Source organism: Pseudomonas sp. DCA-1 (assembly GCF_046523955.1).
Lineage (GTDB): Bacteria > Pseudomonadota > Gammaproteobacteria > Pseudomonadales > Pseudomonadaceae > Aquipseudomonas > Aquipseudomonas putida_Y.
This window is the reverse complement of sequence record NZ_CP169881.1, coordinates 530,903-552,209: the sequence shown is the minus strand read 5'-3', so window position 1 is coordinate 552,209 and position 21,307 is coordinate 530,903. Positions and strand designations below refer to the sequence as shown.

19 protein-coding genes are annotated in these 21,307 nt (G+C 61.0%); 11 read left to right on the top strand and 8 right to left on the bottom strand.

Annotation, left to right across the window (positions count from 1 at the left end):
• Nucleotides 1-28 precede the first annotated feature (28 nt).
• Nucleotides 29-430: a GFA family protein gene (locus tag ACE4QZ_RS02830; protein ID WP_021784620.1), complete on the bottom strand. Its 402-nt coding sequence runs from the start codon at nt 428-430 to the stop codon at nt 29-31.
• 267 nt (nt 431-697) lie between these two features.
• Here ACE4QZ_RS02830 and ACE4QZ_RS02825 point away from each other — a divergent pair, with 267 nt between their 5' ends.
• From ACE4QZ_RS02825 to ACE4QZ_RS02785, 9 genes are all read left to right on the top strand, one after another.
• On the top strand, nt 698-2,005 hold the full coding sequence (locus ACE4QZ_RS02825; protein ID WP_021784619.1) for a CitMHS family transporter: 1,308 nt from the start codon (nt 698-700) through the stop codon (nt 2,003-2,005).
• A gap of 69 nt (nt 2,006-2,074) precedes the next feature.
• Nucleotides 2,075-2,845, top strand: a complete 771-nt coding sequence (locus tag ACE4QZ_RS02820) for a TerC family protein (protein ID WP_003252940.1) — start codon at nt 2,075-2,077, stop codon at nt 2,843-2,845.
• A 268-nt stretch (nt 2,846-3,113) separates the two neighbouring features.
• Entirely contained in the window at nt 3,114-4,772 is a 1,659-nt protein-coding gene (locus ACE4QZ_RS02815; RefSeq protein WP_021784618.1) for a Na/Pi cotransporter family protein, read from the top strand.
• A gap of 30 nt (nt 4,773-4,802) precedes the next feature.
• On the top strand, nt 4,803-6,209 hold the full coding sequence (locus ACE4QZ_RS02810) for a M16 family metallopeptidase (protein ID WP_028697684.1): 1,407 nt from the start codon (nt 4,803-4,805) through the stop codon (nt 6,207-6,209).
• 93 nt (nt 6,210-6,302) lie between these two features.
• Nucleotides 6,303-7,328 carry a DUF5924 family protein gene (locus ACE4QZ_RS02805; protein ID WP_021784616.1) on the top strand — a complete coding sequence of 342 codons (1,026 nt, stop codon included), beginning with the start codon at nt 6,303-6,305 and terminating at the stop codon, nt 7,326-7,328.
• Nucleotides 7,329-7,457: 129 nt separating this feature from the next.
• Nucleotides 7,458-8,591 (top strand): ABC transporter permease, encoded by a 1,134-nt coding sequence (locus ACE4QZ_RS02800; protein WP_021784615.1) that lies wholly within the window; start codon nt 7,458-7,460, stop codon nt 8,589-8,591.
• Nucleotides 8,588-9,379 (top strand): ABC transporter ATP-binding protein, encoded by a 792-nt coding sequence (locus tag ACE4QZ_RS02795; RefSeq protein ID WP_014754977.1) that lies wholly within the window; start codon nt 8,588-8,590, stop codon nt 9,377-9,379. The genes ACE4QZ_RS02800 and ACE4QZ_RS02795 overlap by 4 nt, the downstream gene beginning before the upstream one ends.
• Nucleotides 9,380-9,382: 3 nt before the next feature.
• Entirely contained in the window at nt 9,383-10,321 is a 939-nt protein-coding gene (locus ACE4QZ_RS02790) for an MlaD family protein (RefSeq protein ID WP_021784614.1), read from the top strand.
• The gene (locus ACE4QZ_RS02785; protein WP_021784613.1) at nt 10,318-10,950 is read left to right on the top strand and encodes an ABC-type transport auxiliary lipoprotein family protein; all 633 of its coding nucleotides are present in this window, start codon (nt 10,318-10,320) and stop codon (nt 10,948-10,950) included. Before ACE4QZ_RS02790 ends, ACE4QZ_RS02785 begins: the two co-directional genes overlap by 4 nt.
• Here ACE4QZ_RS02785 and ACE4QZ_RS02780 read toward each other — a convergent pair.
• The 6 genes from ACE4QZ_RS02780 to ACE4QZ_RS02755 all read right to left on the bottom strand — a co-directional run bounded on the left by ACE4QZ_RS02780 (nt 10,932) and on the right by ACE4QZ_RS02755 (nt 16,346).
• Complete coding sequence (locus ACE4QZ_RS02780; protein WP_021784612.1) at nt 10,932-12,161, bottom strand: nucleoside recognition domain-containing protein; 1,230 nt, start codon at nt 12,159-12,161, stop codon at nt 10,932-10,934. The two genes, ACE4QZ_RS02785 and ACE4QZ_RS02780, sit on opposite strands and share 19 nt — an antisense overlap.
• Before the next feature lie 147 nt (nt 12,162-12,308).
• Nucleotides 12,309-13,637 carry a glutamate/aspartate:proton symporter GltP gene (gene gltP, locus ACE4QZ_RS02775; protein WP_021784611.1) on the bottom strand — a complete coding sequence of 443 codons (1,329 nt, stop codon included), beginning with the start codon at nt 13,635-13,637 and terminating at the stop codon, nt 12,309-12,311.
• A 744-nt stretch (nt 13,638-14,381) separates the two neighbouring features.
• A complete protein-coding gene (locus ACE4QZ_RS02770; RefSeq protein WP_021784610.1) occupies nt 14,382-14,852 on the bottom strand; it encodes an inhibitor of vertebrate lysozyme family protein in 471 nt (156 codons plus the stop codon).
• 2 nt (nt 14,853-14,854) lie between these two features.
• Nucleotides 14,855-15,016, bottom strand: coding sequence for a DUF1328 domain-containing protein (locus ACE4QZ_RS02765; RefSeq protein WP_003252966.1), 162 nt, complete (start codon nt 15,014-15,016; stop codon nt 14,855-14,857).
• A 43-nt stretch (nt 15,017-15,059) separates the two neighbouring features.
• Complete coding sequence (locus tag ACE4QZ_RS02760) at nt 15,060-15,350, bottom strand: hypothetical protein (RefSeq protein ID WP_021784609.1); 291 nt, start codon at nt 15,348-15,350, stop codon at nt 15,060-15,062.
• Nucleotides 15,351-15,524: 174 nt separating this feature from the next.
• Complete coding sequence (locus ACE4QZ_RS02755; RefSeq protein WP_021784608.1) at nt 15,525-16,346, bottom strand: BON domain-containing protein; 822 nt, start codon at nt 16,344-16,346, stop codon at nt 15,525-15,527.
• Between the two features lie 209 nt (nt 16,347-16,555).
• Between ACE4QZ_RS02755 and algB the strand changes: the two genes are divergently transcribed.
• Nucleotides 16,556-17,902 carry a sigma-54-dependent response regulator transcription factor AlgB gene (gene algB / locus ACE4QZ_RS02750; protein ID WP_021784607.1) on the top strand — a complete coding sequence of 449 codons (1,347 nt, stop codon included), beginning with the start codon at nt 16,556-16,558 and terminating at the stop codon, nt 17,900-17,902.
• Complete coding sequence (locus ACE4QZ_RS02745; RefSeq protein ID WP_021784606.1) at nt 17,899-19,680, top strand: KinB sensor domain-containing domain; 1,782 nt, start codon at nt 17,899-17,901, stop codon at nt 19,678-19,680. Before algB ends, ACE4QZ_RS02745 begins: the two co-directional genes overlap by 4 nt.
• A gap of 14 nt (nt 19,681-19,694) precedes the next feature.
• Here ACE4QZ_RS02745 and ACE4QZ_RS02740 read toward each other — a convergent pair whose 3' ends face one another.
• A complete protein-coding gene (locus ACE4QZ_RS02740; RefSeq protein WP_021784605.1) occupies nt 19,695-21,293 on the bottom strand; it encodes an EAL domain-containing protein in 1,599 nt (532 codons plus the stop codon).
• Between the last annotated feature and the right edge of the window lie 14 nt (nt 21,294-21,307).

Here is a 21,307-nt window from a genome sequence, read left to right as displayed (position 1 = left end):
GCTGCCCCTTTCGCGGGCAAGCCCGCGCCTACAGGCTCTCCTCATCTTCCGAGGGCAAATCCTCATCCAGATGCAACCAAGGCAACCGGCTGCCTACCCAGATATGTCGGTTGGCTCGTACCCGCTCAGGGTGATCCAGCGTCGCCACCGTCACATCGATCGTCTGCGGGCTATGCGTGGTCACCAGCGCCACATGCGCCCCACACTGCCCACAGAAGTAGCGGCTGCAACTGGCAGGCGCCACATAGCAGTTCGGCTCGCCCGTTAACCACTGGAACCCGGAACGGGGCAGGGTAAGCCAGGTGACCACCAGTCCACCGCTGACCCGCCTGCAGATCGAACAATGACAGTGGGCAATGTCCGTCAGGTTGCCCTCCAGTCGATAACGCAGGGCTCCACAATGGCAGCCACCTTCGGTTACATCCTGCATCACCTACCTCTCGTCACCTTTGCTTCAGCGAAAGCTGGCTGAAAGCTTGCCCTCTTAGGATAGCGCCCACTACCGGCACAAGACCGGTCAGCCAGGGCACCCGGTCAATACCGCGCCCGGCCCAATCAACAACAACAATGGTGATTCTGATGTATTCCTGCGCCCGCCTTTTCGTAGCCCCCCTCCGCATGCTCTCTGCACAGCGCCCTGCGCGCTGATACGCCCGAATCGACTGTCCTTTCGCCGCGCCACGCCTGGAGTATTGCCATGCTGACCTTCCTCGGCTTTGCCATGGTCATCACTTTCATGTACCTGATCATGAGCAAGCGCCTGTCGGCCTTGATCGCGCTGATTCTGGTACCGATCCTGTTCGCCCTGTTCGGCGGTTTTTCCGCCAAGATCGGCCCCATGATGCTAGAGGGCATCAGCAAGCTCGCACCTACCGGCGTGATGCTGATGTTCGCCATCCTCTATTTCGCCCTGATGATCGATTCCGGCCTGTTCGACCCGGCCGTGCGCAAGATCCTCAAGCTGGTCAAGGGCGATCCGCTGAAAGTCTCGGTGGGCACCGCTGTACTGGCCCTGGTGGTCTCGCTCGACGGTGACGGTGCTACCACCTACATGATCTGCTGCGCCGCCATGCTGCCGATGTACAGCCGCCTGGGCATGAGCCCGCGGATCATGGCCGGCCTGATCATCCTCGCCGGCGGCGTGATGAACATGACCCCCTGGGGTGGCCCGACCGCCCGTGCTGCCAGCGCCCTGCACGTAGACCCGTCAGACATCTTCGTGCCGATGATCCCGGCCATGCTGTTCGGTGTCCTGGCGATCCTGGCCATTGCCTACATGTATGGCAAACGTGAACGTGCCCGCCTGGGCGAACTGCATCTGCCTACCGACGACATCGACCACAGCGAAATCACCGTCTCGCAGTACCCGGACGCACGTCGGCCCAAACTGCTGTACTTCAACGGTGCCCTGACCGCCGCCCTGATGGCCGCACTGATCGCCGGTGTACTGCCGCTGCCAGTGCTGTTCATGATTGCCTTCAGTATCGCCATGATCGTCAACTACCCATGCCTGCAACAACAGAAGGACCGCATTGCTGCCCACGCCGGCAGCGTGCTGGCCGTAACCGGGCTGATCTTCGCCGCCGGCATCTTCACCGGCATCCTGTCCGGTACCGGCATGGTCGACGCCATGTCCAAGAGCCTGCTGTCGGTCATCCCTGAAGCGCTAGGCCCATACCTGGCTGTAATCACCGCGATCGTGAGCATGCCGTTCACCTTCTTCATGTCCAACGACGCGTTCTACTACGGCGTGCTGCCGGTGCTGGCCGAAGCCGCCAGCCACTACGGCATTACCCCGGTAGAAATGGCCCGTGCGTCGATCGTCGGGCAGCCGGTACACCTGCTCAGCCCGCTGGTACCCTCCACCTACCTGCTGGTGGCCCTGGCCGGTATCGAGTTCGGCGATCATCAGCGCTTCACGCTCAAGTGGGCAGTGCTGGTATGCCTGTGCATAATGCTCGGCGCACTGCTGATGGGGATTTTCCCGCTGTTCAGTAGTCTTTAATACATCTGTATCACATACGCGACGCGCCCTGACCGGGGCGCGTTGCCATTACCGCTCGAAGGAAAATACATGGAATGGCTGACCAGCCCGGAAATCTGGGTTGCCTTTTTCACCCTTACCGCGCTTGAGATCGTCCTCGGTATCGACAACATCATCATGATCTCGATTCTGGTCAGCCGCATGCCCAAGCACATGCAGCCACGCACCCGGATCTTCGGCCTGGCCCTGGCCATGGTCACCCGTATCATGCTGCTGCTGTCGATTACCTGGGTGATGCGCCTTACCGCCGACCTGTTCGTGGTCTTTGGCCAAGGCATCTCCGGGCGTGACCTGATCCTGTTCTTCGGTGGCCTGTTCCTGCTGTGGAAGAGCTCGCAAGAGATCTACCACGGCCTGGAAGGCGAGGACGAGAACGCAGAGGAGCCCAAAGGCGCAGGTGGCAAGTTCTTCTACACCATCATCCAGATCGCCATCATCGACATCGTGTTCTCGCTGGACTCGGTGATCACCGCTGTGGGCATGGTTTCCCACGTACCGGTGATGATCGCCGCCATCGTCGTGGCCGTGCTGGTGATGATGCTGTGCGCCGGCGCCATCAGCAATTTCATCGACAAGCACCCGTCGCTGAAGATGCTCGCGCTGTCGTTCCTGATCGTGGTCGGTACGGTGTTGATCGCTGAAGCGTTCGATGTGCATGTGCCGAAGGGCTATGTCTACTTCGCCATGGCCTTCTCGCTGGGGGTGGAAGCCATCAACATACGCATGCGCACCGCCATGGCCCGCAAGGAGGGCAAAGATCATGAACCGGTGAAACTGCGCAAGGACATTCCGGGTCAATAAGGCCAAGGAAGTGCAGCACAACAAGGGCCCTTCGCAGGGCCCTTTTTCATGCCCGTTTTTTTGTGTGGGGTCACAGTGGGGGCTTGCCCGCGAAGCTACCCGTACAAGCAATCATTCATTTCAGATCTGTTTCAAATAAATGACTGCCATGCGAAGCTGGCGACACCTGGGCAAAACAACTAAAGCTTTGAGTGAGCACTGAAAATTATTCAAACGCTCACGTTTCTTTTCTTGGCCCAATGGGCCTTTGCAACAGGGGGCCTTCGCCATGCTGACCCTGCTCAACCTGCTCTCGGCCGTGACGCTTCTGGTCTGGGGTACCCACATTGTGCGTACCGGCATCCTTCGGGTATTCGGCTCGAACTTGCGGCGCATCATCAGCCAGAACATGGACAAGCGCCCGCTGGCATTCATCGCCGGTATTCTGGTCACTGCCATGGTTCAAAGCAGTAACGCCACGGCCATGCTGGTCACCTCCTTCGTCGGCCAAGGCCTGATGGCCATGACCCCGGCCTTGGCGATCATGCTGGGTGCCGACGTGGGTACCGCGCTGATGGCCCGGGTGCTGACCTTCGACCTGTCCTGGCTGTCGCCGCTGCTGATCTTCCTTGGCGTGATTTTCTTCCTTTCGCGCAAGCAGACACGGGCCGGCCAACTGGGCCGGGTAGGCATCGGGCTTGGCCTGATCATCCTGGCACTTGAACTTATCGTGCAGGCAGCTGCACCGATCACCCATGCACAAGGCGTGAAAGTGCTGTTTGCCTCACTGACCGGCGACATCATGCTCGACGCTCTGGTCGGGGCAATGTTCGCCATGATTTCCTATTCCAGCCTGGCAGCCGTTCTGCTCACAGCAACACTGGCCGGCGCCGAACTGATCAGCTTGCCGGTAGCCATCGGGCTGGTGGTCGGCGCCAATATCGGCAGCGGGCTGCTGGCTTTCATCAGTACCAGCATGCAGAACGGCGCCGGGCGTCGGGTAGCCTTGGGCAGCCTGCTGTACAAGCTGATCGGCTTGGTGCTGATCATCCCTGTGCTGCACCCGCTGGTGGAATGGATGGACTCGTTGAGTTTCAGCCCTCAGGAGCTGGTCATCGGCTTTCACCTGCTCTACAACACGCTGCGCTGTCTGATCATGCTGCCGACGGTCAAACCGATGGGGCGAGTGTGCAACGTCCTCTTGCCGGAACGGGAAACCGGCAATGGCCAGATGCGTCCGCGCCACCTTGACGCCTCGGCCCTGGAAACGCCCAGCCTGGCCTTGGCCAACGCCGCGCGCGAGACTTTGCGCCTGGGGGACATCGTCGATAGCCTGCTCGAAGCCATGCTCGGAGCCCTGCGTGGCACCCAGGCCGCCTTGCCACAGCAAGTTCGCGCCTTGGGCGAGGACGCCGAAGCCCTGTACAGCGCAATCAAGCTGTACCTGGCGCAGATGTCACGGGAAGACCTCAGCGAACAGGACAACCGCCGCTGGGCCGAAATCATCGAACTGGCAATTAACCTCAAACTCGCCTGTGACCTGATCGAACGCATGTTGCGCAAGGTCCAGCAGCAAAAAACCAGCCAGCGCCGGGAATTCTCCCAGGTAGGCCTGGAAGAGCTGTCCGGCCTGCAGGAGCAATTGCTGGCCAACCTGCGCCTGGGCCTGTCGGTGTTCCTCAGTGCCGACCCGGAAAGCGCCCGCTTGCTGCTGCGGGAAAAACGTCGGTTCCGTGCCCAGGAACGGCGCCTCGCCCACGCCCATGTCAGCCGCCTGCAGCGCAAGATCGTGCAAAGTATCGAAACCAGTTCGCTACACTTGGAGCTGATCGCCGACATGAAGCGGTTGAACTCTTTGTTCTGTAGTAGTGCCTATGTGGTACTAGGCGGCTCGGACACCGGAGGGCTGATGCTCGACAGTGTGCCCGATGAAGCCCGCCAGCCCTGATTTCTCCTTGCTGAGGACCCTCGCTCGCCCATGCGTTGCCTGATGTTCGTTTGCCTGCTGATCTGCAGCCTGTCCTCGTTCGCCCTCGACCGCTCGCGGGTTGAAGGCTACCTGTTGCCTAATGGTCTGCAGGTCATCCTGAAAAACGGTTACGAACGTGACCATGTGGCGATTCGTCTGGTGGTCGGCGTGGGCCTGGATGATTTCGACTGCGAGCAGAAAGAGCTGCCACACCTGCTTGAGCACCTGTTGTTCAGTGGTATCGACGAAACAGGCGAAGGTGGGCTGGAAGAGCGCTTGCAAGCGCTTGGCGGCGAGTGGAACGCTTATACCAGCAGTGCCGACACCACCTTTGTCATCGAGGCCCCGGCGCGCAACCAGCGCAAGGTCCTGGACCTGCTGTTGGCAGTAATCCGCGATACCCGCATCGACGCCAAGGCCTTGGCCACCGCCAAGCGCATCATAGAGCGCGAGGATGGCGGCCACTATGGCCACCTGCAGCGCTGGCTCGACCGCCAGGACATCGGCCATCCCGCCAGCAGTCAACTGGCCACCGAGCTGGGTCTGAAATGCCCGGAGCGTTCCAACCTCGACGACATGACCTTGGCGCAAGTCCAGGCTTTGCGTGACCGCTGGTACGCGGCCAACAACATGACCCTGATCATGGTCGGCGGCCTCGACCGCCTGCTTCCGGCCTATCTGGAGCGGTCCTTTGGCGAGCTGCCCACTACTGAACCCGAAGAGCGCCGCAACCTAGAAAGCATCACCCGACAGGCCGAGCAGCGTCGCAACCTGACCCGCGGCTGGCTGGGCGATGGCGTCAAACTGCACTGGCTGTTCATCGAACCGGTGCTGGACAACGACCACCAAGCCACCCTCGACCTGCTGTCGCGCTACCTGGACTGGGCGCTGTACGACCAGCTGCGCCTGCGCAACGGGCTATCCTACGGCCCCTCCGTACAACGTGAGAGCTTTGGCGACACCGGCCTGCTCAGCCTCAATGCGGACCTTGAGCGCGATGACATCGACAAGGCAATCAAGGTGATGCAGGGCCTGTTCGACCACCTGCGCAAAGAAGGCCTGGACCCAGACACCTTCGCCCGCATCAAGGAAGCCAGCATCGGCAAGGAAAGCTGGAGCACCCAAGGCAACAGTGCCTTGGCCGACTACTACTGGGGGGCGCTGAACGACTACACCGACGGGCGCTTTGCCAACCCGGTGCGCAAGCTGCGCCAGGTCAGCCTGGAACAGGCCAACGAGGCGCTGAAGGATCTACTCAAGGAAGATGGCTATGTGCGCATCGAAAAGCCGTTGCTAGGCTATGACGAGCTTTACGGGCTGATGGCCTTGCTTGTAGGGCTGGTCCTGGCGGCGGGGCTGTTGCGCTGGCGGCGGCAAAGGCCTGAGCGGCCCAGTGGTGCTACACGGCAGCGGTGATTCGGCGGTATCCTTTTGCCAGTACCGGACCCTTCGCGGGCTTGCCCGCGAAGAGGCTGGCACAGCCACCTCACTTTTCTGTTGTAGCCCCCAATGCCCCAAATCCCCCAAATCGTTCAGCGCATCATCGAACTCCTCAAGCGCTACCCCGGCATCATCGCGCTCGGCGGTTTCCTCTCCGGCATCGGCAGTTTCATCCTGGTCGACCGCCAGGCTGGCCTGGCCAGCTGGGTCGCCGTGCTCATGCTGGTCAGCTGGGTCTGGCTGATGCTGGAGAACACCCTCACCGGGCTGTTCGCGCGCACGTTCAACCGCGAGATCCCTCAGCCGCTGTTGCGTTACGCAACGCAGATGATCCACCAGGAAACGCTGTTCTTCGTGCTGCCGTTCTTTTTCATCACCACCACCTGGAACAGCGGACAGCTTGTCTTCACAGGCCTGCTCGGCGCCGCCGGCCTGGTCTCGATCATCGACCCGCTGTACTACAAGTGGCTGGCACCGCGGCGCTGGCTGTTCCTGGCGCTGCATACCCTGACGTTGTTCGCCGCTCTGCTGACCGCTCTCCCGATCATCCTGCACCTGACCACCGCACAAAGCTTCAAGCTGGCCCTGATCGCGGCCATGGCCCTGTCTTTCCCCAGCCTGGCCAGCAGCTTCCCGGTCAACAATTGGCGCCGCGCGGTGGCACTGGTGCTGGTTACCCTGTCGGTCGGTGCCGGGGGCTGGCTGCTGCGCTCCTGGGTACCGCCGGCAACCCTGTGGATGACCGAGGTGGCAGTGAGTACTGAGGTACTGAACCGCCAACCGGGCGATTCGCTGGACGAAATTGCCGCCAGCCGCATCCGCAGCAGTGGCCTGTATGCCTACACCGCCATCAACGCTCCACGCGGCCTGAACGAGCGGATCTACCATGTGTGGCAGAAGGACGGCCAGGAGGTCGACCGCATTGCCCTGGACATCCACGGCGGACGTAAGGAAGGCTATCGGGCCTGGACCCACAAGCAGAACTTCCCGCCCAACCCGGTAGGCAAGTGGCAGGTGAGGGTGCTGACCGAGGATGGGCAAGTGATCGGCGTGCTGCGCTTCAAGGTGGTCAATGATGCACCAGCTGCTAGTTGACCCCTGCCTTGCGCAGCACAAGCAGGCCCAGGTCACTGTTGCCAAGCGTACATACAGCACATAATCACCAAACACCCCATGCCCCCTGCGCTATGATCAGGCCCTAAGCCTTAGCGCCGAGTCAATTGCATGGAGCCTATGACCACCCCCAGCGCCACCCTGGACACCCGCAGCCAACCGGCCTGCCTGCGGGTTACCGGCGACTGGACCCTGGCACACTACGCCAACCTCAAGCGCGAGAGCGAGCGCCTGCGCACGCAGTGCCCTGACGACACCATCGCCGACCTCAGCCAGCTGGGCCGCCTGGACACCGCCGGCGCTTCGCTGCTGGCCGAACTGCTAGGCTCCGAGCGCCTGTCGCGCTGCACCCTCGAGCTGCCTGAAGCCAGCCGGGCGCTGCTGAAGAATGTCTACTGCTCGGTCCAGGATTACTGCATCCCGGTCAAAGAGCCCGAGCGCAATGTACTGTTGCAGCTGCTGGAGCGTATCGGTTGCGCCGTCGGCACGCTCTGGCAGGACAGCATGCAATTGCTTGGTTTCGTCGGTGTGATTCTCGAAACCTTGCTGCGCCGCGCCTTCCAGCCACATCGCTGGCGCTTCACTCCTGTGGTGGCACACATTGAACAGACCGGGCTGGATGCCGCGCCCATCGTTGCGTTGCTGACATTCCTGGTGGGCGCCGTAGTCGCGTTCCTCGGTGCCACGGTGCTGGCCGACTTCGGCGCGACCATTTTCACCGTCGACCTGGTTGCGTTCTCGTTCCTGCGCGAGTTCGCCGTGCTGCTGACAGCCATTCTCATGGCCGGCCGCACTGCCAGCGCGTTCACCGCACAGATCGGCTCGATGAAGGCCAACGAAGAAATTGACGCCATCCGCACTCTGGGCCTCAACCCCATGGAGCTGCTGGTGGTGCCGCGGGTACTGGCCCTGTTGATTTCGCTGCCGTTACTCACCTTTGTCGCGATGATCTGCGGCATCGTTGGTGGTGCAGTAGTATGCGCCCTGACGCTGGACATTTCGCCGGCCATGTTCCTGTCACTGCTGCAAAGCGACATTGGCGTGCAGCACTTCCTGGTAGGCCTGGCCAAGGCACCGTTCTTCGCCTTCCTGATCGCTGCCATCGGCTGCCTGGAAGGCTTCAAGGTCAGCGGCAGCGCCGAGTCAGTGGGGGCACACACCACCTCGGCAGTGGTGCAGTCGATTTTTGTGGTCATCGTGCTGGATGCGGTGGCAGCGCTGTTCTTCATGGAGATGGGCTGGTGAGTGGCCAGGATTGCGTAATCGAAGCCCGCGGCATCTGCAACCGCTTCGGCCGCCAGGTGGTGCATGAAAACCTTGACCTTGACCTGTACCGCGGCGAAATCCTCGCCGTGGTAGGCGGCTCAGGCAGCGGCAAGTCGGTGCTTCTGCGCAGCATCATTGGCCTGCGCCGGCCCAATGAAGGGCAGATCAAGGTACTCGGCCAGGACCTGACCGGCCTGCGCGAAGAACAGCGTTCACTGGTCGAACGGCGCTTTGGCGTGTTGTTCCAGAAGGGCGCGCTGTTCTCTTCGCTGACGGTGACCGAAAACGTGGCTTTGCCGCTGATCGAGCACGCCGGGCTGTCGCGCAATGATGCCGAGCACCTGGCCGGGGTGAAACTGGCCCTTGCCGGGTTGCCGATCTCGGCTGCCGACAAGTACCCGGCCTCGTTGTCGGGGGGCATGATCAAGCGCGCAGCGCTGGCCCGCGCCTTGGCCCTGGACCCGGACATCCTTTTTCTCGACGAGCCCACGGCTGGCCTGGACCCGATCGGTGCTGCGGCATTTGACCAGTTGATCCTTACCCTGCGCGATGCTCTGGGCCTGTCGGTGTTCCTGATCACCCACGACCTCGACACCCTGTACACCATCACCGACCGCATCGCGGTGCTGTCGCAGAAGAAAGTCCTGGTGGCCGGCCCGCTGGCCGAGGTCGAGAAAACCAACGACACCTGGATCCAAGAATACTTTCACGGCCCACGCGGGCGTGCAGCCGAACAGGCTGCCACCCGTGCCGGGCAGGAGCGCTGAGCAATGGAAACCCGAGCCCATCACGTCCTCATCGGCCTGGTCACCGTTCTGGTGGTGGCCGGGGCCATGCTGTTCGGCCTGTGGCTGGCCAAGTCCAGTGTCGACGACGCCTTCAAGGATTACGAAGTAGTGTTCAACGAAGCCGTGTCTGGCCTTTCCCGTGGCAGCACGGTGCAGTACAACGGCATCAAGGTGGGCGACGTGTCCACCCTGCGCCTGGACCCGAAAGACCCGCGCCGGGTATTGGCACGGGTGCGTCTGAGCGCCGATACCCCGGTGAAGGAAGACACCCAGGCCAAACTGACCCTGGCCGGCGTCACCGGCAACTCGTTCATCCAGCTCAGCGGCGGCACCCCGCAAAGCCCCGAGCTTAAAGGCAAGGATGGCAAGCTGCCGGTGATCGTCGCTTCGCCATCGCCAATCTCGCGTCTGCTCAACGACAGCAGCGACCTGGTGACCAACATCAACATGCTGCTACACAACGCCAACCAGATGTTCTCCGAGGACAACATAGGCCACCTCAGCAACACGCTGGCCAACCTCGACAAGACCACCGGCGCCTTTGCCGGCCAGCACGGCAGCATCGCCGAGGCCATCGAGCAGCTGGTGCAGGTTGGCAAGCAGGCCAGTGCCACCCTGGCCGAAACCCAGGCGCTGATGCGAAATGCCAACGGCCTGCTGGGTAGCGAAGGCAAACAGGCGATCGGCAGCGCCGAACAGGCCATGCAGTCACTGGCCCAAAGCACGGCAACCATCAATAACCTGCTCAAGAACAACAGCGAGGCTATCGGTGACGGCGCCCAGAGCCTGAACCAACTCGCCCCAGCCATTCGCGAACTGCGCGAAACCCTTAACGCACTCAAAGGCATTTCCCGGCAACTGGAAGCCGATCCAAGCGGCTACCTGCTGGGCCGCGACAATAACAAGGAGTTCCAGCCATGAATCCGTTACGCCTGCTGACCCTTGTGGTTGCGCTGAGCCTGGCCAGCGCCTGCTCGATCCTGCCGAAAAGTGAACCTGTGGACCTTTATCGCCTGCCGGTGAATCAACCCAGCCGCACGGCACCGGCGCTGGACTGGTCATTGCGCCTGAACAAGCCGCTGGCCAGTGAAGTGTTGGCCGGGCCAAGGATTGCCGTGATTCCCCAAGGCAATGTGGTGAGCAGCTACAAGGGCGCGCGCTGGAGCGATGCGGCCCCGGTGCTGCTGCGCAACCGCTTGCTCGATGGGTTCCAGCGAGAGGGCCAGGTACAGCGCCTCAGCGCCGACGACAGCAACCTGCAGGCTGACTACGAGTTGGCCGGCGAGCTGCTGGCATTTCAGAGTGAATACCGCACAGATGGGGTTGTGGAGGTGGTGATCCGCTATGACGCTCGCTTGGTCCAGGGCCGCAACCAACGTATCCTGGCTAGCAAGCGCTTCGAAATCCGCCAACCGCTGAACGACAAACAGGTATCAGCAGTGGTCGCAGGCTTCGGCCAGGCCAGCGACCAGCTGGTGGGGCAAGTCGTAAACTGGACCATCACCCAGGCCAATCAGGCACAGCTGAAGGTTCAGGCAAAGAACCAATAGCAGACAAAGATCGCCGCGATCACGCCGGACAACTCAGCCAGCAGCGCGCATCCCACCGCATGGCGCACGCGCTGGATTCCCACGGCACCAAAGTACACCGCCAACACATAGAAGGTGGTTTCGGTACTGCCCTGGATAGTCGCCGCCAGCAGCGCCGGAAAACTGTCCACGCCGTGGGTCTGCATGGTCTCGATCAGCATCGCCCGTGCAGCGCTGCCAGAGAGCGGTTTGACCAGCGCCGTCGGCAAGCCTTCGACGAAGCGTGTATCCATGCCCATCCAGTTCACCGCATGGCGAATGCCTTCCAAGGCCAGCTCGAGGGCGCCTGACGCACGCAGTACACCCACCGCCACCAACATCGCCACCAGGTAAGGCAGCAGGTTCTTGGCCACATCAAAGCCTTCCTTGGCGCCTTCGACAAAGGCTTCATAGACCTGCACGCGTCTCAGGGCGCCGATCACCAGGAACAACGTGATCACGCCAAACAACGTGAGGTTGCCCAGGACTGACGACAGACTTGCCAGCGCAGCCGCCGACAACGAGCCAAGAAAAGCCATGAAACCACCCAGCAGCAAAGCGCCGGGAATAAAGTAGGCGAGCACGACCGGATCCCACAGGCGTAAGCGCTGCATCACCGCCACTGACAGCAGGCCAACCAAGGTCGAGACGCTGGTAGCCAGCAAGATTGGCAGGAACACCATGGCCGGGTCTGCCGCACCTTGCTGGGCCCGATACATGAAGATGGTCACCGGCAGCAGGGTCAGCGACGAGGCGTTGAGCACAAGGAACAGAATCTGCGCATTGCTTGCCGTAGTGCTGCTGGGGTTCAGCTCCTGCAGCGCCCGCATGGCCTTCAGGCCAATCGGCGTGGCGGCATTGTCCAGGCCCAGGCCGTTGGCGGCGAAGTTCATGGTGATCAGGCCCAGGGCCGGGTGGCCAGGCGGCACCTCCGGCATCAAACGAGCGAACAGCGGGCCCAAAACCTTGGCCAGCCATTCGACGATGCCGGCTTTTTCGGCGATTTTGAGAAAGCCCAGCCATAGGGTCAGCGTGCCGAACAGCAACACCATTACCTCGACCGACAGCTTGGCCATGGCGAAGATGCTTTCGACCATTGCCGCGAAGATGCCAGCGTTGCCACCTACCAGCCATTGGGCCAGGGCGGACACCGCCGCCACCAGGAAAAAGCCGAGCCAAAGGCCGTTGAGCATCCGTATGTTCCCCCTCAAAAGTGCCCGAATAATAGCGTATCGCAGCCTGTGACTGGCGATCGCGAGCCTTTGCAGGTGCGGCTCAAAATCTCGCAGATAACAAAAAGCCCCGACAGGTCGGGGCTCTTGGTCAAACAGCCATCAGGCTCAGCGCTTGGCGGTTTCGCCAACCACTACAGCTTCCCGCTTCTCGGCCATCAGCGAGGCATAGTACTTCTCGCCCTTGACCGCGTCGTACATGCCTTCCCAGCGAGCAATGACCAACGCAGCCAAGGCGTTGCCCACAACGTTCAGCGCAGTCCGGGCCATGTCCATGATGCGGTCCACACCGGCGATGAAGGCCAGGCCTTCCAGCGGGATGCCCACGCTGCCCAGGGTGGCCAGCAGTACCACGAACGATACGCCCGGCACACCAGCGATACCTTTGGAGGTGACCATCAGGGTCAGTACCAACAGGAGTTGCTGGCTCCACGACAGGTCGATACCGTACAGCTGAGCAATGAAGATCGCCGCGATGCTCTGGTACAGGGTCGAACCGTCGAGGTTGAACGAGTAGCCGGTCGGAACCACGAACGAGCAGATCGACTTTGGCGCACCGTACTTCTCCATCTTCTCGATCACCCGCGGCAGCACGGTTTCCGAACTGGAGGTGGAGTAGGCCAGGATCAGCTCATCTTTCATGATGCGCATGATCTTGATCACCGAGAAGCCGAACACGCGGGCCACCAGGCCCAGCACCATGAAGGCGAAGAAGGCGATCGCGAAGTACACCAGCAGCACCAGCTTGGCCAGCGGCAGCAGCGAGCTGAAACCGAAGTTGGCCACGGTCACGGCAATCAGGGCGAACACGCCGATCGGGGCGTAGTTCATGATCATGTGAGTGACCTTGAACATGGTTTCCGAGACGGCCTGGAAGGTACGAACCAGCGGGTCACGCAGCTCTGCCTGCAGGCTCGACAGGCCCAGACCGAACATCACCGAGAAGAAGATGATCGGCAGCATTTCGCCACGCATCAGCGCTGCGAAGATGTTCGACGGGATCAGGTTCAGCAGGGTTTCGATGAACGCGTGCTCATGCTGCACTTCGGCCGCTGTCGCCTGGTACTTGGAGATGTCCACAGTGCCCAGAGTGCTCATGTCGATGCCGGCGCCCGGATGGAACAGGTTGGCCAGCACCAGGCCTACGACGATGGCGATCGTGGTCACTACTTCGAAGTAGATGATGGTCTTCAGGCCGATGCTGCCCAGTTTCTTCGCGTCGCCAACACCGGCGATACCCACGATCAGCGACGAAATCACGATCGGGACAACGATCATCTTGATCAGGCGGATGAAGATGTCACCAGCGGGCTGAAGGACATTGCTGATCCACCATGCCTTTTCTGCACTGAAATGATTCAGTAGAGCGCCGATTGCAACACCCAGGACCAGACCGATGACGATCTGCCAGGCGAGGCTCAGTTTTGCCTTCTTCATGTCTTTACCCTTTGTTTTAGTGGTCATGGCACCTGGCGGAAACGCGCGTAACAGAGCCATAGGCAAGGTCACGGGCAGTAAGGGCTTCCGTAAGGCGACGTCATGTAAGGACACCGCAGGCGAGCGACAAGGCGCTCTGGCCAGCGAAAAAGGCGGCAACTATTGCGACGGCAAGGGGCGAAAGCTAATGCCGGAAACGCATAACCCATGCCGTTTATGCATACCATTTTCGACCTAGCCGGCAGCTTCGCAAGTGCTTGATTTATAACATTCGGAATCCCGAACAAGACCAAACCGCCATATTTCGGCAGATTTGGCAGTACAGATTAGGTATGAAAGATGGCCTGTTCGACAATCCGAATGGCGGAAATGCCACTTGTAGGCGCACCGAGATAGTCGAAAAAAATTTGATGTACGGTCGAGACAAAATGTGTCTCAAGGGAAAAAACGCGCAAGGGAAGCGACGTTTCGTACAGGCTCCTCGGAAGTCAGGTCTCGCAAGGTATCCCTGTGACACCGCCGACCTGAGACTTCCGATTTCGCCTTTCCTGACCCGGCCCATTACTGGAGGCACTCCCTGTACCCCTAGGCCACTCCGATCCTGTAACAACCAGAACAGCCCGGCCCCTTGGTCATGTGCTACCCCTCCTCGGGGCGGCGCATCATAGAAGGCTGAACTATAGAAAGCTTCAGCTTCTATTACGTGACAGTGAGTGACCTTTCATCCGTACCGGCAACAAATGCTCAGTACCAGTTCGGGTCACGCTTGAGCTGCTCCTGCAGCATTGCCTTCATGCCGTCGTCGGGTTCGCCCAGCCAGCGATACTGCGCGTGACGGGTGGGCGACTTGTCGCTCGGCAAACCTTCGGGTACCTCCACCAGCATCCCGTAGGCATCATCCTTGTCCCAACTGAACGCCACGATCAGCCGCTTGTAGGTGCAATTGTCCTGTTTTTCGCACAACGGGCCGACCAGGTACTTGTCGCCGTCTTCAGTAACGGCAGACATCTGCTGCTGGGCACTGCCGGTCAGGTTGACCACCCAATCGGGTAGGCGTTCCTCGCCTTCAATGGTGTCCTGCCAGGTTTCCCGGTACTCCGGGTCCGAGCCGAGTAGCTGGTCGACCCGAACCTGGCCGTCATTTGCCGCCATGGCTGCCGCGCTACCGCCCAGCAGCAGGGCGGCGACCACGGCTGAACGAAGCTTCCTGCCCATCTTCAACCTCGCCCGCGTCCAAAGAAGAAGGAGGCTACAAACAACACCAGGAAGACAATGAACAGGATCTTGGCGATACCTGTAGCAGCGCCCGCGATACCACCGAAGCCCAGTACGGCGGCGACAATGGCGATGATGAGGAAAGTGATAGCCCAACTCAGCATGGTAGTTCTCCTTTCTTTTTGCGGAATCGATCCGGCCGTCAGGTCAAAAAACCCAGCGTTCCTGAGGAACAACTTTTTCCACAGTGGCCGGTGAGGCAATGGCCTGGCCAGCTGGCTGCCAGTCAGCGGCCTTGACCAAGGTGTTGGCACGAGTTGCCTGAATCTGCGTCAACAGGGCAGTTTGAGCTGCCACCTGCTCAGCCAGACGCGCCGTCTGCAAGCTGTAATAGAAGAGGCCAGCGGCCAAGGTCAGCAGCATCGCCATGCCGAGGGTCAGCACCTGGCGCAAAGGCAGTGCGGCGCTCTGCGAGCGGGCGACGGGTTGGCGATTCATGCTGGCTCCTCCTGCTGTAATTTTTGTTCAAACCTGAACAGGTAATTGCAGCCTGCATGCCAGCCTTTTGATTTTGATAAAAACCTTATAAATCAACTAGTTATGCAATTAACAGTTACACCACGAGGACGTATCCTGCACGATGACGCCTGTGGGGTCGTGCGAATTGCACGATCAGCCTTCGACCTTGGTGGCCACCTTCAGCAGGTCAGCATCCACGCCACGTACGCCGATGATCTGCCGGGCGATCTCAACAGCGATGGTTTTCTGCTCCGCGCTAACCACCTCGCCCGAGAGCCGCACCATGCCTGCTTCGCTGACCACCCTCAGGTTCAGGCCATCAAGGTTGCGACTGAAGCGATAGCTGCTCTGGACCTTGTCGACGATCCAGCTGTCGCTTGGTTGCGGCCCGGTTGGCGCGCCCACTGGTGTTTCCCGCGCCTTGGCCATGGCGGCGGTATCGAGGCTGACCAGGTTGTTGACCAGATACACGCCGTCGGTGGTTCGCGCTATCACACCCGCCAGCTCCTTGGCTTCGGCACTGTCGACCTTGCCACGCAACGTCACCACACCCTCACTGCTTTGTACTTCTATTGGTGCCTTTTCGGTGGTACGGCTCCACAACAGCCGTGCACGCACCACAGCAGACAGGGTCACGTCTTCCAGGCGCTGAGCGTAGGCACGCAGCTCCAGCGGACGCTCCACCAGTTGGGTATTGAGCTGTAGCAGGTTCTCCACCTGTTCGATGCCCCGGGTAGCACGGGCCACATCCTCGGCCAACTGCCGCTCGACCTCGTTCTCCACCTCACCGGAAAGCCGCGCCTGCTTGCCGTTCACTTCAACCTTGATACGAAACGGGTCGAGCATCCGGTTCAGTGACAAAGCGGTCTGCAGGGCGCCTTCCAGGCGCGCGTCCTGCACAGGGTCGGCGAATGCTGGGGTAAATATTGGCAACAGGGTGACGGCCAAAACGGCTGTACGCAGGGAAAAGGGCATGACAGTGCCTCCTTCGTGGGCAAAATCTGAAAATCATCGCAACCAATGTGCCAGCGTGTGCCTCTAAGCAAATCATTGAAGAATCGCGGCTCGTGGGCATCGTTTGGCCATTGGCTAGCATGCAAAGGACAGAATCCTTCAGAATTGACCATGCAACTTGCCCGATTTTTCCCACACTAAATAAAGATCTATCCTAAGGAGCACAGGAAATGGAATCAGCCCAGGACAACCAAGGCCGCATTCTGCTGGTGGATGACGAGTCCGCAATCCTGCGCACCTTCCGCTACTGCCTGGAAGACGAGGGCTACAGCGTGGCCACGGCCAATAGTGCCGCCCAGGCAGAGAGCCTGCTGCAACGCCAGGTGTTCGACCTGTGCTTCCTCGATTTGCGCCTGGGTGAAGACAACGGCCTCGACGTGCTGGCGCAAATGCGTATCCAGGCCCCGTGGATGCGGGTGGTGATCGTCACTGCGCACTCGGCGATCGACACCGCAGTAGACGCCATCCAGGCCGGCGCTGCCGACTACCTTGTCAAACCGTGCAGCCCCGACCAGTTACGCCTGGCCACCGCCAAGCAACTGGAGGTGCGCCAGCTTTCTGCGCGCCTGGAAGCTCTGGAAGGTGAAGTACGCAAACCCAAGGACGGCCTCGATTCCCATAGCCCGGCCATGATGGCGGTGCTTGAAACTGCCCGCCAAGTCGCCATCACCGACGCCAACATCCTCATCCTTGGCGAATCGGGTACCGGCAAGGGCGAGCTGGCACGGGCCATCCATGGCTGGAGCAAACGTGCACGCAAAGCCTGTGTGACCATCAACTGCCCATCGCTTAACGCCGAGTTGATGGAAAGCGAGCTATTCGGCCATACCCGCGGCGCCTTCACCGGCGCCAGCGAAAGTACCCTGGGGCGGGTCAGCCAGGCTGACGGGGGCACGCTATTCCTCGACGAGATCGGCGATTTCCCGCTGACCTTGCAACCCAAACTGCTGCGTTTCATCCAGGACAAGGAATACGAACGCGTCGGTGACCCGGTTACCCGACGTGCCGATGTGCGTATCCTGGCTGCCACCAACCTCAACCTCGAAGAGATGGTGCGCGAAAGCCGCTTCCGCGAAGACCTGCTGTATCGCTTGAACGTGATTACCCTGCACCTGCCCCCCCTGCGCGAGCGCAGTGAAGACATCCTCATCCTGGCCGACCGCTTCCTCGCCCGTTTCGTCAAGGAATACTCCCGCCCCGCTCGTGGTTTCAGTGATGAGGCGCGCGCCGCCCTGCTCAATTACCGCTGGCCCGGCAACATTCGCGAACTGCGCAACGTAGTAGAACGGGCCAGCATCATCTGCCCGCAGGAGCGCGTGGAAATCAGCCACCTGGGCATGGGTGAACAACCCGCCAGCAATGCCCCACGCGTAGGTGCCGCGCTTAGCCTGGATGAGCTGGAACGTGCCCATATCGGTGCCGTACTGGCCGCCAGCGATACCCTCGATCAAGCCGCCAAGACCTTGGGCATCGATGCTTCTACCCTGTACCGCAAGCGCAAGCAGTACAACCTATGAAATGGCCGCCCATGAAGCTGCGCACGCGGCTTTTCCTTAGCATCTCGGCGCTCATCACTGTGGCGTTGCTAGGGCTGCTGCTGGGCCTGGTCAGCATGCTGCAGATGGCTACAGTGCAACAGCAGCTGGTGCGCGATACCACCCATGCCCTGGAAGTGGGGCTGAAGTTGCGCCAGAACCTGGGCGAACAGCTGATGCTCATTCTCGATGAGAACACCGCTCCGGAAAGCCTGCGGCTGCTGCAGGACAATTTCCAGGACCTGCTCAACCAAGGGCTGGAGCAAGGCGGTGAGCGCACCGGTTTCAGCAAAGCCAGCAGCAATTACCAGTCCTTCCTCCAGACCTATCGCGACAGCGCCACACCCGCTCGTAGCATGGGTGTCGATCAGCCGCTTGGAGCTGCGTTCAATCAGGTGCGCACCGACCTGATCGATTCCCATAAGCAAGCATTGGACCTGATTACCCGCAGCGAGGAACGCACCCGTGACCGCGCCTTGCTGGTCAGTGGTGTACTCGGCCTGATGGGGCTGGTGGTATTGGTACTGGGCTTTATCACCGCGCACAACATCGCCCGGCGTTTCGGCCAACCGATCGAAGCCTTGGCCAAGGCAGCCGACCAATTGGGCAAGGGCAATTTCGACGTTACCTTGCCGGTCACCCAGGCCGCCGAGCTTAACCAGCTGACCCGCCGTTTTGGTCTGATGGCCGATGCCTTGCGCAAGCACCAGGCCACCAACGTTGACGAACTGTTGGCCGGCCAGCAGCGTTTACAAGCCGTGCTCGACAGCATCGACGACGGCCTGCTGATCATCGACCGCCAGGGCCGCCTCGAGCACCTCAACCCGGTGGCACAGCGTCAGCTGGGCTGGAACGACAGCCGCGTGGGCAGCAGCCTGGTCGAAGCCTTGCAGCGACCCGAGCTTGAGCAACAACTGCGCCAGGTTCTGCGCGGGGGCAGCCTCGACCGCCCACCGGACGACCTGAACATGGAGGTCGATGAAGAATCACGCCTGCTCACCTACAGCCTGACCCCCGTCAGCCACCCGCAGGGGCCAATCCTCGGCGCGGTGATGGTACTGCACGATGTGACCGAGCAAAGGGCCTTCGAGCGGGTGCGCAGCGAATTCGTGCTGCGCGCCTCCCACGAACTGCGCACCCCGGTGACCGGCATGCACATGGCCTTCGGCCTGCTGCGCGAGCGGGTCAAGTTCCCGCCCGAGGCCCGCGAGTACGACCTGCTGGAAACCATCGGCGAAGAAATGCAGCGCCTGACCCAACTGATCAATGACCTGCTCAACTTCTCCCGTTATCAAAGCGGGTTGCAAAAGCTCGAGCTGGCCCCCTGTGCCATCGACGAACTGCTGGAGCAGGCGCAATTGCGCTTTGCCGAACAGGCTGCGAACAAGCAGATCGAACTGATCAAGGAACTGGACCCGCCGCTACCGCGTATCCAGGCCGACGTCGCCCAACTGGACCGCGTGCTGGACAACCTGCTGCACAACGCCATCCGCCACACTGCCAACGGCGGGCGCATACGCCTGCATGCCCGACGCCATGCGGAACGGGTGATCATCAGCGTCGAGGACAACGGCGAGGGCATTTCCTATGGGCAGCAAGGGCGCATCTTCGAGCCCTTCGTGCAGGTAGGTCGCAAGAAAGGCGGCGCTGGGCTGGGCCTGGCGCTGTGCAAGGAGATTGTGCAGTTGCACGGAGGGCGCATGGGCGTGTTTTCCCGGCCAGGGCAGGGGACCCAATTCTACATGGCGTTGCCGGTCTGACTGCTTTACCGCACCTACACCCGCCGCGGCAGGTGTCCGCGAGTCACCAACTCGGCAAACTGCCGGGCGTTCAGCGGCCGGGCAAACAGCCAGCCCTGGCCATAATTGACCCCCTCGCTGTTCAGCAGCACGGCCTGGTCCTCGAACTCGATACCTTCGGCAATTACCCGCAGGTGCAAGTCATGGGCCATGCGGATGATATGCGGGGCCACGCCACTACTGGCGGCATCGTGGCCCAGAGCGTCGATGAATGCCTTGTCGATCTTCAGGCAGTCCACTGGAAGGGTTTGCAGGTAGGCCAGGCTGCAATAACCGGTACCAAAATCGTCGATCAGCACCTGGTGCCCCACGGCGCGTAGCGCCTGCAGGTTGTCACGGGCGACCACCACGTCAATCAGGCCGCGCTCGGTCACCTCGAAGGCAATCTGGCTGGGCGCCACTCGATGCAAGGCCAACAAGCGCGCCGCCACCCGGCCAATACGGGGCACCATCACATCGCAGGCCGCCAGGTTTATCGAGATGTATAGCTTGGGGTGCGAACGCAGTAGCTGCCCTAGCTGTTCAAGCACACGCTGCAGGACAAAGTCGGTGATCTGGCGGATCTGCCCGGTATTTTCCGCCAGCGGGATGAACAGGTCCGGGCTGGTCAGGGTACCGTCCGGGCGGCGCCAGCGAACCAAGGCCTCGGCGCCCACACAGCGCCGGCTGTCGAGCTCGATGATTGGCTGGTAGAGCACCTGCAGCTCTCCACGACGCAAGGCATTCTGCAACTCTGAGCTCATCGACCGCCGTTGCAGAATCAACTGGAGTACCAACCAACCGATGCAGCAGGCCGCCAGCACGCTGCCGGGGAACAGCAACCAGAGCATGCCGTTCATCCTCAGCGGCAGACTGGCCCTCGGGGCAATCAGCACCAACTGGTAATCCGGCGACTTGGTCGGCATTCGGTAGATCAGCCGGTCACTGAGTTCCAGCAGCGACTTTTGGCTGGTCGACCAGGCCGAGGGCGGCGGCCATACCTGTGGCGGGCCGAGCACCGGAATGGCCCGGGCACCGTTGTCCAGCACCACGACCAGGCTGCCGCCCGGGGGCAGGTCCACCACATCGGTCAAATGCCCACGGGAGGTGGAAACCAGAAACTTGCCCCGACCCAGCATCAGTGCTGCCAGGTTCTCGTTCGGCTCGGTGGTGGTGTTAAGCCAGTAGCTGTAAGTCGGCCCCTGGATATCCGGCGCCCGCAAGGGAACGAACGCTCGCTCATCACCGCGGTTGGAGCAGGCAACATCACCATCCACATAAGCAGCTTCATAGATGAACCGCGAGTTCAGGCCAACCTGTTGCAAGGCTGCCAGCATTGCCGGGCTGCAGCCACGCAGGGGTTGGGCCTGCAGCAGATCGACCCCTTCGCGTAACTGGCCGAACACCTGTTCGAGCCGCTCCAGAAAACGCTCGCCCTGAGCATTCATTTGTTCGCTTTCGCTTTGTTTCATTTGTTGCAGGGCAATGCCGATGCTGGCAGAGAGCAACACCGCGGCGCTGGCCAGCGCTGCCAAAGTGGCCAGCATCCAGGGACGGTAAAAAATTTGGCGCAGCAAGGCGATGAAGGCTGACATCAATGGCATCCAGT

What these genes read in the sequence shown, in the direction of transcription:
- ACE4QZ_RS02760 (WP_021784609.1), bottom strand. Translation starts at nt 15,350, where the DNA reads ATGAATCGCCAACCCGTCGCCCGCTCGCAGAGCGCCGCACTGCCTTTG.
- ACE4QZ_RS02755 (WP_021784608.1), bottom strand. Translation starts at nt 16,346, where the DNA reads ATGCCCTTTTCCCTGCGTACAGCCGTTTTGGCCGTCACCCTGTTGCCA.
- ACE4QZ_RS02790 (WP_021784614.1), top strand. Translation starts at nt 9,383, where the DNA reads ATGGAAACCCGAGCCCATCACGTCCTCATCGGCCTGGTCACCGTTCTG.
- ACE4QZ_RS02780 (WP_021784612.1), bottom strand. Translation starts at nt 12,161, where the DNA reads ATGCTCAACGGCCTTTGGCTCGGCTTTTTCCTGGTGGCGGCGGTGTCC.
- ACE4QZ_RS02765 (WP_003252966.1), bottom strand. Translation starts at nt 15,016, where the DNA reads ATGCTGAGTTGGGCTATCACTTTCCTCATCATCGCCATTGTCGCCGCC.
- ACE4QZ_RS02800 (WP_021784615.1), top strand. Translation starts at nt 7,458, where the DNA reads ATGGAGCCTATGACCACCCCCAGCGCCACCCTGGACACCCGCAGCCAA.
- gltP (WP_021784611.1), bottom strand. Translation starts at nt 13,637, where the DNA reads ATGAAGAAGGCAAAACTGAGCCTCGCCTGGCAGATCGTCATCGGTCTG.
- ACE4QZ_RS02740 (WP_021784605.1), bottom strand. Translation starts at nt 21,293, where the DNA reads ATGTCAGCCTTCATCGCCTTGCTGCGCCAAATTTTTTACCGTCCCTGG.
- ACE4QZ_RS02820 (WP_003252940.1), top strand. Translation starts at nt 2,075, where the DNA reads ATGGAATGGCTGACCAGCCCGGAAATCTGGGTTGCCTTTTTCACCCTT.
- algB (WP_021784607.1), top strand. Translation starts at nt 16,556, where the DNA reads ATGGAATCAGCCCAGGACAACCAAGGCCGCATTCTGCTGGTGGATGAC.
- ACE4QZ_RS02805 (WP_021784616.1), top strand. Translation starts at nt 6,303, where the DNA reads ATGCCCCAAATCCCCCAAATCGTTCAGCGCATCATCGAACTCCTCAAG.
- ACE4QZ_RS02745 (WP_021784606.1), top strand. Translation starts at nt 17,899, where the DNA reads ATGAAATGGCCGCCCATGAAGCTGCGCACGCGGCTTTTCCTTAGCATC.
- ACE4QZ_RS02815 (WP_021784618.1), top strand. Translation starts at nt 3,114, where the DNA reads ATGCTGACCCTGCTCAACCTGCTCTCGGCCGTGACGCTTCTGGTCTGG.
- ACE4QZ_RS02825 (WP_021784619.1), top strand. Translation starts at nt 698, where the DNA reads ATGCTGACCTTCCTCGGCTTTGCCATGGTCATCACTTTCATGTACCTG.
- ACE4QZ_RS02830 (WP_021784620.1), bottom strand. Translation starts at nt 430, where the DNA reads ATGCAGGATGTAACCGAAGGTGGCTGCCATTGTGGAGCCCTGCGTTAT.
- ACE4QZ_RS02785 (WP_021784613.1), top strand. Translation starts at nt 10,318, where the DNA reads ATGAATCCGTTACGCCTGCTGACCCTTGTGGTTGCGCTGAGCCTGGCC.
- ACE4QZ_RS02810 (WP_028697684.1), top strand. Translation starts at nt 4,803, where the DNA reads ATGCGTTGCCTGATGTTCGTTTGCCTGCTGATCTGCAGCCTGTCCTCG.
- ACE4QZ_RS02770 (WP_021784610.1), bottom strand. Translation starts at nt 14,852, where the DNA reads ATGGGCAGGAAGCTTCGTTCAGCCGTGGTCGCCGCCCTGCTGCTGGGC.